We start from the raw sequence: 13,846 nt of genomic DNA, 5'->3' as shown, positions 1-13,846 counted from the left end.
CTTGAGTTCACCCACGTTCTGCCTCGACACAGCCGCCGGCCGCAGAACCGGTGCCTATGGCTGCAATTGCCCGGCCGGGTTCCGAACCGAGGATAGCGCGGAATCCCGTCACTCACGGAAGGTCAAATTCATGAATCCAGTTGACGAAAGTGGGAATTCGGCCAACGCCGAACTCGAGAAGCTGGGGTATGACCCTGAGCTGAAGCGGGCGATGAGCTTAGCTGATGTGGTTATCTTCGGCCTGATCTACATGGTGCCCATTGCACCCATCGCTGTGTTCGGCATCGTGTACAACTTCTCCGCCGGCGCGGTCGGCCTGGTGTACCTCGTGGCCGCGATCGCCATGGTGTTCAGCGCGGTGAGCTACCGGGAGATGGCGCGGACCTTCCCGATCGCGGGTTCGGTCTACTCCTACGTCCGAAACGGAGTCAACCAGTTCGTCGGATTCATTTCCGGCTGGGCGATCCTGCTGGACTATCTCCTGATGCCGGCATTGCTGTCGGTCTTCGCGGCCTCGGCAATGGTTTCGCTGGTGCCGAGCCTGCCGGCCTGGGTGTGGATCATCGTCTTCGTCGTCATCACCGCCAGCATCAACCTGCGTGGCATCACGTTCACCGCGTCGATGAACAAGATCTTCCTCGTCATCCAGCTGGTGGTCCTCGCGGTGTTCTGCGTGTGGGCGCTCGTGGCCGTGGCGCAGGGCAAGGGCCACTTCTCCTTCGATCCGATCTTCAGCTCGAACACGTTCACCTGGTCGGTCGTCTTCGGCGCCATTCCGATCGCGGCGCTGAGCTTCTGCGGCTTCGACGGCATCTCGACGCTCAACGAGGAAGCCAAGGGGGGTGGCAAGACCGTCGCACGGGCCACCATGATTGTGCTGTGGATCTGTACCGCCCTGTTCGTCCTCCAGGTCTATCTCGCAGCGATCTTCGTGCCCAACGGCACGGTGTTCGCCGACGGCGATGACACCAACAACGCCTTCTACAACATCACGGGTCAGGTCATGGCGAACTGGTTCCAGATCGTCGTCACCCTGACGACGGCACTGATCGCGCTGTTCGCCAACATTGTTGCCTCCAACGGCATCTCGTCGCGACTGGTGTTCAGCATGGCCCGCGACCGTCAGCTGCCGAGATTTCTGGCGAAGGTGAACTCGAAGACCCAGGTCCCGGCCAACGCGATGATCTTCATCATGGCGGTGTCCCTGGTCGTGGGAATCTTCGGGATCGAGAACCCGGCGCTGCTCACCAGCCTGGTCACCTTCGGCGCCCTGACCGCGTACATCATGCTCCACCTCAGCGTTCTGGCGCACTTCGGGGTCCGCCTGAGGAGCCGAAAGATCTTCGCCCACTATGTTTCTCCCATCCTTGGTGCAGCCGTACTGATCTACGCACTATGGAGCGGCAGCTTCAACGCCAAGCTGGTCGGGCTGATCTGGTTGGGCATCGGCGTTCTGATCGCCGTGTACTTCCGCGCGACCGGCCGGTCGTTGGCGCAATCGGATATCGATGGCGACACCCCTCATGCGGCGGCCGACGAGTCGCACGTCACCCCAGTCGTCACCGCCGAGAAGGAGCGCTGAGATGACCACCACGACCCGACGCAAGGCGTCCGACCGCACCGCAGAACTGGCTCGACTTCACGCCCGCCGGACCCTCAACCGGGTCACCGCCGAACACGACGACGTCGTCGCCGCTGAATTGGACGCCAACCCGTTCGGACCCCACACCGATCGCACCGCGAGAGTGCTCCGATATTTGCGCAGTCTGCCCATCGCTGGCAAGGAAGTTCTGTTCGCGCCAGGCGATGACGCGTGGGCAATCGGGACGATCGTCATCGGTGCACCAGGAAACATGATCGTCGAGGACGACGTCTTCGACGACTACACAGCGGCCGCGCGCACCGTATTGCGCCGTCGCCTAGCCCGTTTCGTCGATACCGCTGAATAGGCAGGTCGAACCATGAAGCACGACCCCACCACGATCTTCGGCTACACCGATCGCTTCTCTGCCCGCCCAGGGGAGACGCTGTCGTTCCACGTCAGCAGCGACGAACCAACCCGGTATGACGCCTCGCTGGTCCGGCTGAGTCACGGTTACACCGGGTCCGCCGGCCCCGGGTTCGTCGAGTACGACGTGCCCGACGCAAGTTTCGCGGGCAACTACGCCGGCGAACACCACGTCTGCCAGCCAGGGTCGTTCGTCGAGATCGACGACCCCAACTCGGTCCTCGCCGACCCGACCGACGTGGCGATCAGCGTGTACGTCTACGCGACGCTCCCCTTGTCCGACCGCGCCGACAGCATCGGCGCCTACCATGTCACGCAGAACTCCATCAGCCTGACCAATAAGCGTCAAACAATCTGTGGCACGTGGGATGAGGACACTGCGACGGGTTACGCGCTGGTGCTGGACGACGGAGTGCCCACCGTGCTGTGGGGCGACGACGGACAGGCGCGAACGCTCTCCACCGCGAGCGTCCTGCAGGCAAACCACTGGTACCGACTCGATCTGCACTTCGGAAGCGCCGCGGGCGAAGTCCAACTGACGCAGACACCCATCGCAAACTGCATGAACCAATTCTCCGATCAAGCCTCGCCCATCGACGTGGACGAGACGACTGCTTCATTGGGTCAAGGCACCCCCGCCCGAAGTGCTCATCCATTCCGGATCGCGGCGCTCGCCCGCCGCGACGGCGACCGGTGGCTCGCCGTCGCACCGTTCAACGGCAAAATCGGCGCACTCACCGTAACCCGGGGCGGAGACCCGATCGACGGCACCGGTGCCCAACTCCTCGCACGTTGGCACTTCGGTCGCTCGTCCTCCGACGACGGCCTCTTGCTGTGGGATGTCGTCGATCTTTCGGACAACAAGCTGGATGGTCGGTGCTTCAACGCGCCGATACGAGCAGTGACCGGGCCGTTCTACGCGGGGCTGTCGGAGGACTTTCGCAACGCACCCGATGAGTTCGACGCGATCCATTTCCACGACGACGACATCGCCGACGCCGATTGGCCCGTCGCGTTCACCTTCGCGGTCCCCGATGACCTTCCCAGCGGCGTGTACGCCGCCCGCCTGGCGGCGCACGACAAAGCGCACTACGTCCCGTTCATCGTGGGGCCCGGCAGCCGGAAGAAGGAGGTGGCACTGCTGCTTCCGACCGCCACCTATCTCGCCTACGCCAACGATCGGACCGCATTCGAAGCCGACGGCGCCGAGGTCATCGTGTCGCACACTCCGATCCTCAACCAGAATGACATCGATCTCCAGAACCACCCCGAATTCGGACGGTGCTGCTACGAAATCCACAATGACGGCAGTGGTGTCGTATTCAGCAGCGTGCGCAAGCCGATCATCACACTCCAGCCCAAGCACCGGGCCTGGTACGGGGCAAATGGCGTTTGGGGCCTGCCGGCAGATCTGTGCATCGTGCACTGGCTCGACACGCTCGACTGCGAGTTCGACGTCATCACCGACGACGACCTGGACGCAGGCGGCTACGAGCTGCTGGCCGACTACAAAGTGGTGATCACCGGCGCACATCCTGAGTACGTCACCCGCGGCGAACTGGATGCGCTCGACCTGTTTACCGCACGTGGCGGTCGGCTGATGTACCTGGGCGGCAATGGGTTCTTCGCGACCGCCTCGTTCGTGCCGGATCAGCCGTACGTGATGGAACTTCGCCGATCCGCCGGGGGCACCCGGCCCCACCAGTCGAACTACGGCGAACGACGGCACGCCACTTCGGGGGAGATGGCGGGACTGTGGCGGCACAAGGGCAAGGCGCCGCAGCGTTTGACCGGCGTCGGTTTCGCCGCGCAAGGATTCGACCGCTCGACCCACTACGAGCGGCTCGAAGACAGCCGTGATCCGCTCGCTGCGTTCGTGTTCGAGGGAATCGGTGACGATGAGATCATCGGTGACTTCGGTATTATGGGCGGTGGAGCGGCGGGGGCCGAAATCGACTGTTACGACCCGGCGCTGGGCTCTCCGCCGGGCACGCTGGTCCTCGCGACCTCTGGGCCGTTGACCGACGCCTTCCTGGTCGTCATCGAGGAAGTGTATGAGAACCTGCCCGGGCAGGGCGGCACTGAACACCCCTACGTTCGGTCCGACATGGTTCTCGGGGCACTCGAGGGCGGAGGCGGATTCTTCTCCGTCGGGTCGATCGCGTGGACGGCTGCCCTGTCGCACAACGGATATGACAACAACGTCGCGAGAATCACCGGCAACGTCCTGAGGCGCTTCGTGGCCAAGGAACCCCTGGATCAGATCATCGACTGAGCGAAGTTAGACGCAGGCTGTCTCCTGGCGCCATCTCGTGCGGGATGCTCTCCCGTGCGCGGTGGCGCCACGTGGCTGTGCTGGGTACCGACGGCACTGACGATCGATGCCGAGCGATTGGCGGCGAGCTCGGTGATGCCGGGTGGTCGGTGCGCGCGAGAGCGCGGCAACCCGCTCGCGTGGGTGCTGTACCCATCAATCGAAGCCCACGTATGAACACTGCACGCGGATAGGGTTTTCACCGCCATCCGCGTGCAGCGATCTGCGGGTGACAGCGCGCCACTCAGGGTGAGTGGCGCGCTGCCCCGGGTGGTTAGGGTTGGCGCAGGGTGCGAATCAGCTTCTTGTTCGCGAACTCGTCGATCCCATGACGCCCGAGTTCACGCCCGAAGCCTGAACGCTTGACCCCACCGAACGGCAGCTCCGCACCTTCGCCGCCAAAACCGTTGATGTAGACCATTCCCGCCTCGAGTTGCTCGGCAACCCGGTGGGCCTGCTCGGCATCGGTGGTGAAGAGGTAGGAGCCGAGTCCGAACGGGGTGTCGTTGGCGATCCTGATCGCCTCGTCCTCGTCCTGGACGCGGAAGACCATCGCCACCGGGCCGAAGAACTCTTCGTAGAACACGTCACCGCCGGGTTGGACGCCGGTAAGCACGCCCGGGGGGAACCAGGCCCCGTCGCGTTCGCCGCTGGTCTGCAGCGTCGCTCCGGAGGCCACGGCACGGCCCACCTGGTCGCTCAGCCGCTCCGCGGCAACCAGCGAGGATACCGGGGACGCGGGCCGCGCCAGCATCTTCGCGGTGTATCGCGCGACGAAGTCGTCGTACAACTCGTCGAGGACGATGACGCGCTTGCCGGCGTTGCAGGACTGACCGGTGTTCTCCATACGTGCCTCGAAGGCCGCATCGACGGCCTCGTCCATGTCGCTGACGCCGAGCACGATGAAGGGATCCGATCCGCCGAGTTCGAGGACGACCTTCTTTAGATTGCGGCCGGCGATCTCTGCGACTGCCGCCCCCGCTCGCTCGGAACCCGTGACCGAGACGCCTTGCACGCGGGGATCTCCGATGATCCGCTCGACCTGCTCGTTGGTCGCGAACACGTTGTTGTAGGTTCCCGCCGGGAACCCCGCATCATCGAACAGGCCTTGCAGGGCGAGACCGGATTCCGGGCACTGCGGGGCCGGCTTGAGCAGGATCGTATTGCCCAGCGCGAGGTTCGGTCCGGCGAATCGCGCCACCTGGTAGTAAGGAAAGTTCCACGGCATGATGCCGAGAAGGATTCCGATGGGCCGCCTTTGGACGATCGCGGTACCCGGGCCGCTGGTGACGTCGATCGTCTCGTCGGCTAGGAATGCGGCGGCGTTCTCGGCGTAGTAGCGATAGATCGAGATGCACACGCCGATCTCGCCGAGGGCGTCCTCGCGAGACTTCCCCATCTCCTTCTGGATGATCTCGGCGAGTGCATCCTGACGCTCTTCGTGGAGTTGGGCGAGGCGTTTCAGAAGCGTCACCCGCTCCTCGATCGTCTGGCGAGCCCACGTCTTGTAGGCGCCGTGGGCGGCGTCGAGCTTCGCGTCGATCTCGGCGTCGGTGTCGACCGGGTAGGACGTCAGCTCCTCGCCGGACCTCGGATCGATCACGGTATAGCTGCTCATGGCTGTCTCCTCATCGTGTTGTTTCGTTACTGTGCAGGGGATTTCGTGGCCTTCGACAAGGGGCGATCCGAGTCGAGACCACGAACATCAGTGGGGTGGCGGGGCAGGTGGAGGCTGGTCGGGCTGGCGGGCGACGGGGTGGGTTCACCGGTGTCGATCCGCCGGTGCCAGGAGGTCGTTGGCAACCACGGCAACCGGATTCGTTGGCAGTGGACACCTCCGTCGACCTCCTCGAAGGAGGCCTCACGTCCGTCGTCACCAGTTGATTGTAGAACAATCTACACATTAGAGTGGGCGTCGTGGTGGTAACGGCCGATGAGTCTGTAAGGAGCCGTCGTTGGTCGCATTGCCACCACGGTGCGGACCGGTCGGTCCTGCCCGCGGACGACGGACGCCGTCGCCGGCGAACGCGATTGTGCACGTCGCCCCATCGGGGCGGCGGCCGACATGAGCCAATCACGTCTCGACACCAGCTCGGCGAACCAGGCCGGGATCACCGAAGGAATGTCACATGACCACGACCGGGAACAAGACCGACACCGGCGTCCCGGCGGCGATGCCGAACGCATTCGATCCGGCCAGCGCCGCGAGCCTGAAGCCTGCGCTGCGTTCGCTGGTGGAGCGTCGACAGAATGTCATCGCCCCGAGCAACCGCCTGTTTTATAGCACCCCGGTCGACGTGGTCCGCGCAGAAGGCGTCCATCTGTTTGACACAGAGGGCAACGAGTACCTCGACGCCTACAACAACGTTCCCGCCGTCGGACATTGTAATCCCCATGTGGTGGAGGCCATTTCGCGACAGGCGGGAATCCTCAACAGCAACACGCGGTATCTCACGCCCACGCTGGTCGATTACAGCGAGCGGCTCTTGGCGACTCACCACCCGGCCATCGACCAGGTGCTCTACACGTGTTCGGGCAGCGAGGCCAACGATCTCGCCATCCGGATGGCACGGTATGAGACGGGCGGCGACGCCGTCATCGTGACGTCCAATGCCTATCACGGGCTTACGGCGTCCATTGCCGAAATATCACCGACGCTGGGCCCAAACGTTCCCCTCGGGGCGAAGACTTTGACCATCGACGCGCCGGACTACGCCACCGACGAGGACGCCGAAACTGTCGGCGCCAAGATGGCCTCGCGTGTGGCGGAGGCCATCGCCCACCTCGAGCGGCATGGAATGCGGCTTGCGGCCATGCTCGTCGACACCGTGTTCTCAAGCGATGGGCTGATCACCGGTCCAGCCGGATTCCTAGGCCCGGTCGTCGACGTGGTTCACGCAGCTGGCGGATTCTTCATCGCGGACGAGGTGCAGGCGGGCTTCGGTCGCACCGGCGAAGCGATGTGGGGCTACCAGCGTCACGGCATCACTCCCGATCTCGTCACCATGGGCAAGCCGATGGCCAACGGACTGCCCCTTGCCGCCGTGGCGACGCAGAGTGAGCATGCCGCCCGATTTGGCCGTGACATCCGTTACTTCAACACATCCGCGGGCAATTCGGTGTGCATCAGTGCCGCCAACGCCATGCTGGACGTCTTCGAGAACGACGACATCCTCGGGAACGTTCGCGCAGTGGGACGGCGGATGCTCGACGGCCTCACCGAGCTGACGCGGCGGCACGCATGCGCGACGACCGCGCGCGGAGCCGGACTGTTCGTGGCGGTGGACTTGGTCGACCCCGAGACGGGTGACCCGGCGCCGCAGTTGGCCGCGTTCGTGGTGAACGGCTTGCGTGAGCGGCGCATCCTGGTGAGCAATACCGGACCCTTCGAGAACGTGCTGAAGATTCGGCCGCCATTGGTCTTCTCGCCGCAGAACGCGCAGCATTTTTTGCAGGAGCTGGACGCGGTACTCGCCGAAGCGACGTCCTGACCTACGTCGCGCCGGGCCTCAAGAGGGATGGGACCGTCAGCCGAGGGCCAGTGCGTGAAGCTCTTCGGCAGCTGGTTCAGCAAGGCATGGCGGTCGACAACTTCAATCTGGGGCGTCGTGGTCAAGGAACTGTGGGATGGCGGTCGCCGCACTCGATTCCGACTACCCCAAGCGGGTCAATTGGCCCATGAGCGCGAGGTTCTGATCCGAGCCTGCCGCGGCAAGGATCTCCTCGCGCTCTACGGCGAGATCGACGCGCACCTCGACAACTGCGCACGGATCCAGAACGCCGCACGGTCTGCCCACCTGCTAGAGCGCACCGAGGAATGACCCCGGTGCGCTTGAGCCAGCCGTGCGACTGTCAGGCATCTCGGCTGATCGACCAATCATGCTTTAGGCGTCGACGAGGTTCGATAACTGCGCGGCACTCCATTCGACGTTGCGCGACAGATATTCGGCATTGTCCGGCATCGCTGCGCTGAGATGGAGGGCCATCAGGAGCCGCTGAGTGATCCGCATGGACACCAGACCGCGAATCAATCCGGACTCGGCGTCGGTCATCTCGCACTCCTCGCGGTATCCGTCGATCATGTGCCGGGGGCGCTCCCACGCATCGCCGTTCGCGGCCACCTGGGACGCCAGCCCGCTCGCCAAATCGGCGGCGCGCCAGGAACGCATCACATCGCCCCAGTCCAATACCCCCTGGACGAAGGTGTCCGCGACGGGGTCGACGAGGATGTTGTCGAGACTGAAGTCACCGTGCACCACCTGTTTGGGGAGCTCGGCTGCCGCGGACTGGAAGACGGATTCGAACCAGTCGAAGACCCAACGCACGGCCGGGGTGTCGGAAAGCCGGCGCATGGCGGCGAGTTCGCCGAAGTTCTGTAGATCGAACATCAAATGGCGGTCTGCTGCCTCATGGTCGAAGTCGTTGAGGGCGTTCGCCATTCGCGCCAGTACCTGGCCACATTGGCGAAGCTGTCCAGGCGATGGCTCAACGGACCTCAAGGTTCGACCGGGGAGGAAGGTCGTCACCCGCATGATCCTGCGGCGGCCGTCGCGCATTTCGACGCTGGGTTGTCGTTGCCCGTCGACGGCGCACAGGATCCGCTCCAGTGGCAGCCGGGGATCCCGACGACCGACGTGAATCATGGCCGCGACCTGTAAGTCGACGATGCGCGGATGGTCGCCGGGATGGGCTACCTTGACCACGTAGCCGTCGCCAGTGCGCGTAGCCACGCGGTACGTGTCGTCGCGTTCCGTTGGCAATCGTATTGGAGTGCCGACGATTTCGATCCCGTATACCGCGTTGAGCAGTGGCCGTATCTGCTCTGCGTCCAGCCGCTCGAACGGTTCCGTGAACGAGGTCATTGGTCCAATCTAGCGTTCGTTGTATCGTCGATGATTTACAGCACGGCCCGTGGCGTCGCCGGTTTCTGCTTCACTCGGCCGTCCGTAACCGCGATACCCGATGGGTAGGCGCTGGCTTCTGCGCAGTGGCCGGTCGCTCCGCGTAGGCAACCCGCTTAAGTCGGAGCGCCCCGGAAGCGAACGCGTAGTGTAGGACTCACGCACCGCGGCGGCTGGGTATGGCCATGTGCCTGCACTCGAGAAATTCGTCGATTCCCACCATGCCGACCTCGGCGGGTCAACCCGCCAGCGAGCCCGTACTCGGTGGCAAGGGCGTCGCGCTCGGTGTGTTCCGAAAGATCGTCACCGGTCGTGTCGGGCGCACTGACCAGAACGATCTCTCGCAGTGAGTCGGAGCTAGACGTCATAGCACTCGACCTGCGGCCAGCCAGTGCGGTTCGCGCGCCGTCCGCGGTGGCGTCGCGCTGAGACACACATCGGTGGGGCACATGCCGCGAGTCGCTTTCTCTTGTCGACTCCACGAGGAAGATCCCGAGGTCCGCTGCCAGAAGAGGTGAAGCGATCCCGACGGTACGCTATTGGTGACCAATTGACCAATACTGTAGGCGCCCGATACGGTAGACAAGGAGCAGCACCGCGGTGAAGCTCTGCAATGCCCGTGAAGTCGATTCGACACGACGCCACCGAACTGGGGTTACATGTCCAAAGCGTCTATCGACCAGGTCGATTCGAACGTCGCCGTTGCCGCCGCGGCGGCCGAATTGCTGGGGTGTGGGATCGAGCGGGTCACCCAGCTTGGTGGCGAGTTCAACCGCACCTTTCATCTGTACGCCGACGATGGCCGGCGTTTCATCGCCAAGACGGTTCCCGACGACGACGTGGAACGCGCACAGGTGCGTTGGCAGCACGACTTGCTCGACCGATGCGGACCGTCTTCGGATCTGCCCACGCCCAGCGTGATGCGAGATCCATCTGGGTCCGATACCGCCACCCTGTCGTTGGGCGCCGATCCGTGGTTGGTGTCCTGCTATTCCTGGCTTCCCGGACGAATCGTGGGCGAGATACCCAGTCATACAGCGGATCTCCTCGCGGCATGGGGTCGAGCTGCGGGGCACATGGTCGTCGCCTTGGAGGGGATGACCCCCGGACCGGAGATCAGAACTACCCACGAATGGGACCTCCTGGCTGCGCCTAGGGCCATTGCAACGCATTTCGACGCAGTCGCGGACGACGAGGGTCGCCGTAGCGTCGAAACCGTGTTGCAGTGGTTCGACGACATCGTCGCACCACGAATCGCGGACCTGCCACGCTCGGTCATCCACCAGGATCTGAACGACCACAACGTCCTTGCCGAGGTCGATGCGTCGGGTGTCCAACTGCTCACCGGAGTCATCGACTTCACCGACGCACTGTTGACGGCCAGGGTCAGCGAGGTCGCAATCGCCGGGGCCTACGCCATGCTCAGGAAGCCAGATCCAGTGGCGGCGCTCGCAACCGTGGTCAACGGATTCGGCGAGGTGGTCGAACTGACCGAACTCGAAGTGTCGGTGCTCTACCCGATGGCTGCGCTCCGCCTCGCGCTCAACGGAGTGACGTGGGCGTCGAGGAATGCAGCCCTCCAAGGCGGCTACGGGTGGAAGCGATCCCAGTACACCTGGGCAACTCTGGCGCAGCTGGTCGCGCTCCACCCCCGGGATGTCCTGGACACGCTGCAAAGCCATCGGGGGGCGCCTCAGCTCGACCAATCACCAGGATGACCGACTGGCCTGATGCGGCCGCCCCAAGGACGATGTCCACTAAGTAGGTAGGAGATGTGATGACCCGAGGCTTAGTCGGATCGGATGCGGGACCGGTGACCATGGCCAACGGATTCGATCGTGAGCGGCTCGACGAGCTTCCCTCGGCACTGCGCCAGAAGGTGCAGCGCCGCGAGCGGGTGCTAGGACCCGGATATCGGCTCTTCTACGACGTACCAGTCGAAGTCGTCCGGGGGCAGGGGACCTACCTGTATGACTCAGCCGGCAACGAGTTCCTAGACGCGTACAACAACGTGCCGTGCGTCGGGCACTCCCATCCGCGAGTGGTCGACGCCGTTCACCGGCAGATGCAGTTGGTGAACACCAACACCCGCTACGTCCAGGACATGGTCGTGGACTACGCCGAGGACCTCCTCGGTACCTTTCCCGACGAACTCGGCAACGTCACCTTCACCAGTACCGGCTCGGAGGCCAACGACCTCGCGCTACGGGTGGCGCGACGGGTGACCGGCAGTGAGGGGGTCATCGTCACGGCCAACGCCTACCACGGTCTGACGGCCGCGGTCGCCGCATGCTCGCCCTCACTGGGTGAGAATTCTCCGCTCGGCCCTCACGTGCGGACGATCTCGGCCCCCGACCCGCGGTTGGCGGCTGGTGACCTTTCGGCTCATCTGGCGACCGAGGTGCGACGTGCGGTCGCGGATCTGCGGCGGCACGGATTCGGCCTCAGCGCGCTGATGGCAGACAGCATCTTCTCTTCCGACGGCGTGTTCGCGGACCCCCCGGGCTTCCTGGCCGCTGCCATGGAGGAGGTGCACACTGCTGGCGGGCTGTGGATCGCCGACGAGGTACAACCAGGATTCGGACGTACCGGCACCACGTGGTGGGGATTCCAGCGACACGGAATCACACCAGACATCGTGACCATTGGAAAGCCGATGGGTAACGGGCTGCCGATCGCGGCCGGCGTGTTCCGCCCGCACCTGCTCACCGAGTTCGGCCGAGATATTCGATACTTCAACACATTTGGTGGCAACTCGGTGTCAATCGCCGCAGCGCACGAGGTGCTACGAGTGATACGCGACGAGAAGCTGATCGCCAACGCCGGGGCAGTGGGTGCGGTGCTGCGCGACGGCATCGCCCAGATCACGGGCAACGACCCGCGTTTCACCGACGTGCGAGGCGCTGGCCTCTTCATCGGCGTGGAGGTCGGCTCGACCGAGCACCCCGTCCGTCCGGATCCGCGGGCGGCGGCATCGATCGTCAACCGTCTGCGCGACCGTCGCGTGCTCATCTCCGCTTCCGGCTATCACGGAAACGTTCTCAAGATCCGTCCGCCGATGGCGTTCCGCGCCGCGGATGCCGACCGGCTGCTCACCGAGCTCGAGTCGGTGGTGAGGAGCGAACTCGATCCGGGCTAGTTCGAGTCGGCGCCATGACGGCGTCGGTCCGTACTCGCGGCGGGCCTGGGCGGCGCTCGCGGTGCTAACGCTACGGTATGCACGGTCCCGAGCACCTCCTGGTGCGCGGCGACATTGTGTATTTCAGCACCAAAGACGGTGGTGCACGGATTCAGTTTGTCGTCGATGTCATGGGTGTCGAGCCTGCAGCGGAACGCCTACTCCAACAATGTCGCTGCGATGACCGTGAACGTCATCAAGCGATTCGCCCAGGACGGTCCTCTGGACGACATCTGATCAGACAGCGGCGTCGGCAGCGACGGAGAGTCGCTGCTGCTCACCCTTGTCCATCAGCGAGCAACTGGCCGAACGCTGCTCGGCACGCGGTCACGGAGGGACGTCGCTCGGCGCCGGAGCGGCAGACAAAGGAGATGCCGCGCAGGTGGTGAAGGTCTGCCAGAGCAGCCGAAGCCACGTCCACACCAGCGCCGCGCACGAGTAGGTCGGGCAGGAAGGCCGCTGCCACACCTGCCTGAACCATCCGGAGGTGGAACAAGAGATCCGGCGACTCGAACGCCACATCCGGCTCAAAGCCATTCTGGCGACAGAGATTTCGAGTCCACGCGTTCGCCTCCGTACCGCTTGGCTCCAGCACCCAACGCGTACGCTTCAAATGTTCGAGACGTACAGCGTTCGAGTTGGCAGGCGGGTACACCCGAATGGGATCCTCCAGCAGGAGTTCGGCGTGCAGGTCCGGAGGTGTCGAATGCGAAGTGCCGGGGTAAGTATCGACCATCAGGACGTCGATCCGGCGTGACGACAACAGCCGCAGACCGGTTTCAGGTTCGACCTGCCGGTACCGAACATTGAGCTGCGGGTGGAGTTCATGCAAGCGGGAAATCAATCCGGGAACCAGCAGGCGGCTGACAGTAGTGAATGCGGCGAGTCTGAGCACACCGCGAACGTTGGTGTCACTGGACGCCAGGTCGCTTTCCGCGCGTTCGAGTATGGCCACGATATCCTCGGCATGGCGAGCCAGTTCCTCGCCGGCATTGGTGAGGCGGACACCCCGGCCGACCTTCTCCAAGAGTGGTACGCCGGCCTGAGCCTCCAAGGCGCTCAGCTGCTGAGATACCGCAGAGTGCGAATACGACAGCGCCTGCGCTGCCGCCGTGATACTCCCTCGCAACTGCACCTCGCGAAGTAAGACCAGCTTGCGCACATCCAACATCAGCGGACGCCCATGCCAGGACCATGAAACATGTAAGTAATTCTGACATGTACTTGTTCAAAAGCGTCGCTTTTCATGAATGGTTCTCCGCAGTACGTTGTGCCTACCACTGAAGGTTGGGTGCTAGTCAATCGCGCACGACGAGGTGAGCGCGGTGATCAGCGTCAAGGACGGGCTGCAGTTGCAGAACGGCTCCGCCGGCGGCCTGACTTCAGCGATTTTCGATTTCGAAAGGTACTGCCATGTCGGTAAATTCAGACATTCTCGATGGACC

11 protein-coding genes are annotated in these 13,846 nt (G+C 63.9%); 8 read left to right on the top strand and 3 right to left on the bottom strand.

Going from position 1 to position 13,846, the window contains the following annotated elements; all coding sequences use genetic code 11:
* The first annotated feature begins 130 nt into the window (after nucleotides 1-130).
* From G154_RS16665 to G154_RS16655, 3 genes are all read left to right on the top strand, one after another.
* Nucleotides 131-1,582 carry an APC family permease gene (locus tag G154_RS16665; protein ID WP_023985911.1) on the top strand — a complete coding sequence of 484 codons (1,452 nt, stop codon included), beginning with the start codon at nucleotides 131-133 and terminating at the stop codon, nucleotides 1,580-1,582.
* 1 nt (nucleotide 1,583) lies between these two features.
* A complete protein-coding gene (locus G154_RS16660) occupies nucleotides 1,584-1,949 on the top strand; it encodes a hypothetical protein (protein ID WP_019509788.1) in 366 nt (121 codons plus the stop codon).
* Nucleotides 1,950-2,135: 186 nt separating this feature from the next.
* Nucleotides 2,136-4,283, top strand: coding sequence for a N,N-dimethylformamidase beta subunit family domain-containing protein (locus G154_RS16655; protein ID WP_234713067.1), 2,148 nt, complete (start codon nucleotides 2,136-2,138; stop codon nucleotides 4,281-4,283).
* 313 nt (nucleotides 4,284-4,596) lie between these two features.
* On the opposite strand, the gene G154_RS16650 is transcribed toward G154_RS16655, so the two are convergent.
* Nucleotides 4,597-5,940: an NAD-dependent succinate-semialdehyde dehydrogenase gene (locus tag G154_RS16650; protein ID WP_019509790.1), complete on the bottom strand. Its 1,344-nt coding sequence runs from the start codon at nucleotides 5,938-5,940 to the stop codon at nucleotides 4,597-4,599.
* 556 nt (nucleotides 5,941-6,496) lie between these two features.
* Here G154_RS16650 and G154_RS16645 point away from each other — a divergent pair.
* Together G154_RS16645 and G154_RS16640 are read left to right on the top strand one after the other, a co-directional pair.
* The gene (locus tag G154_RS16645) at nucleotides 6,497-7,813 is read left to right on the top strand and encodes an aspartate aminotransferase family protein (RefSeq protein WP_031601552.1); all 1,317 of its coding nucleotides are present in this window, start codon (nucleotides 6,497-6,499) and stop codon (nucleotides 7,811-7,813) included.
* Nucleotides 7,814-7,840: 27 nt separating this feature from the next.
* The gene (locus tag G154_RS16640; protein ID WP_131701306.1) at nucleotides 7,841-8,143 is read left to right on the top strand and encodes a hypothetical protein; all 303 of its coding nucleotides are present in this window, start codon (nucleotides 7,841-7,843) and stop codon (nucleotides 8,141-8,143) included.
* A 63-nt stretch (nucleotides 8,144-8,206) separates the two neighbouring features.
* Here G154_RS16640 and G154_RS16635 read toward each other — a convergent pair whose 3' ends face one another.
* The gene (locus tag G154_RS16635) at nucleotides 8,207-9,184 is read right to left on the bottom strand and encodes a phosphotransferase (RefSeq protein WP_019509793.1); all 978 of its coding nucleotides are present in this window, start codon (nucleotides 9,182-9,184) and stop codon (nucleotides 8,207-8,209) included.
* 260 nt (nucleotides 9,185-9,444) lie between these two features.
* Between G154_RS16635 and G154_RS27305 the strand changes: the two genes are divergently transcribed.
* The 3 genes from G154_RS27305 (at nucleotide 9,445) to G154_RS16625 (ending at nucleotide 12,362) form a co-directional block, all read left to right on the top strand.
* The gene (locus G154_RS27305) at nucleotides 9,445-9,573 is read left to right on the top strand and encodes a hypothetical protein (protein ID WP_019509794.1); all 129 of its coding nucleotides are present in this window, start codon (nucleotides 9,445-9,447) and stop codon (nucleotides 9,571-9,573) included.
* 309 nt (nucleotides 9,574-9,882) lie between these two features.
* A complete protein-coding gene (locus G154_RS16630) occupies nucleotides 9,883-10,941 on the top strand; it encodes a phosphotransferase (protein WP_019509795.1) in 1,059 nt (352 codons plus the stop codon).
* Between the two features lie 59 nt (nucleotides 10,942-11,000).
* Nucleotides 11,001-12,362, top strand: coding sequence for an aspartate aminotransferase family protein (locus tag G154_RS16625; protein WP_234713066.1), 1,362 nt, complete (start codon nucleotides 11,001-11,003; stop codon nucleotides 12,360-12,362).
* A gap of 316 nt (nucleotides 12,363-12,678) precedes the next feature.
* Here the strand turns inward: G154_RS16625 and G154_RS16620 are convergent, their stop codons facing one another.
* Nucleotides 12,679-13,563 (bottom strand): LysR family transcriptional regulator, encoded by an 885-nt coding sequence (locus tag G154_RS16620; protein WP_162269044.1) that lies wholly within the window; start codon nucleotides 13,561-13,563, stop codon nucleotides 12,679-12,681.
* Nucleotides 13,564-13,846 lie beyond the last annotated feature (283 nt).

The organism is Mycobacterium sp. VKM Ac-1816D, from assembly GCF_000416385.1.
Taxonomy (GTDB): Bacteria; Actinomycetota; Actinomycetes; order Mycobacteriales; family Mycobacteriaceae; genus Mycobacterium; species Mycobacterium neoaurum_A.
The sequence above is the reverse complement of the archived record's forward strand: the minus strand, read 5'-3'. Positions and strand labels throughout refer to the sequence as shown.

Excerpts from the sequence above, each read along its gene's own strand:
- G154_RS16665 (WP_023985911.1), top strand. The coding sequence starts at position 131 with ATGAATCCAGTTGACGAAAGTGGGAATTCGGCCAACGCCGAACTCGAG.
- G154_RS16660 (WP_019509788.1), top strand. The coding sequence starts at position 1,584 with ATGACCACCACGACCCGACGCAAGGCGTCCGACCGCACCGCAGAACTG.
- G154_RS16650 (WP_019509790.1), bottom strand. The coding sequence starts at position 5,940 with ATGAGCAGCTATACCGTGATCGATCCGAGGTCCGGCGAGGAGCTGACG.
- G154_RS16645 (WP_031601552.1), top strand. The coding sequence starts at position 6,497 with ATGCCGAACGCATTCGATCCGGCCAGCGCCGCGAGCCTGAAGCCTGCG.
- G154_RS16640 (WP_131701306.1), top strand. The coding sequence starts at position 7,841 with ATGGGACCGTCAGCCGAGGGCCAGTGCGTGAAGCTCTTCGGCAGCTGG.
- G154_RS16635 (WP_019509793.1), bottom strand. The coding sequence starts at position 9,184 with ATGACCTCGTTCACGGAACCGTTCGAGCGGCTGGACGCAGAGCAGATA.
- G154_RS27305 (WP_019509794.1), top strand. The coding sequence starts at position 9,445 with ATGCCGACCTCGGCGGGTCAACCCGCCAGCGAGCCCGTACTCGGTGGC.
- G154_RS16630 (WP_019509795.1), top strand. The coding sequence starts at position 9,883 with ATGTCCAAAGCGTCTATCGACCAGGTCGATTCGAACGTCGCCGTTGCC.
- G154_RS16625 (WP_234713066.1), top strand. The coding sequence starts at position 11,001 with ATGACCCGAGGCTTAGTCGGATCGGATGCGGGACCGGTGACCATGGCC.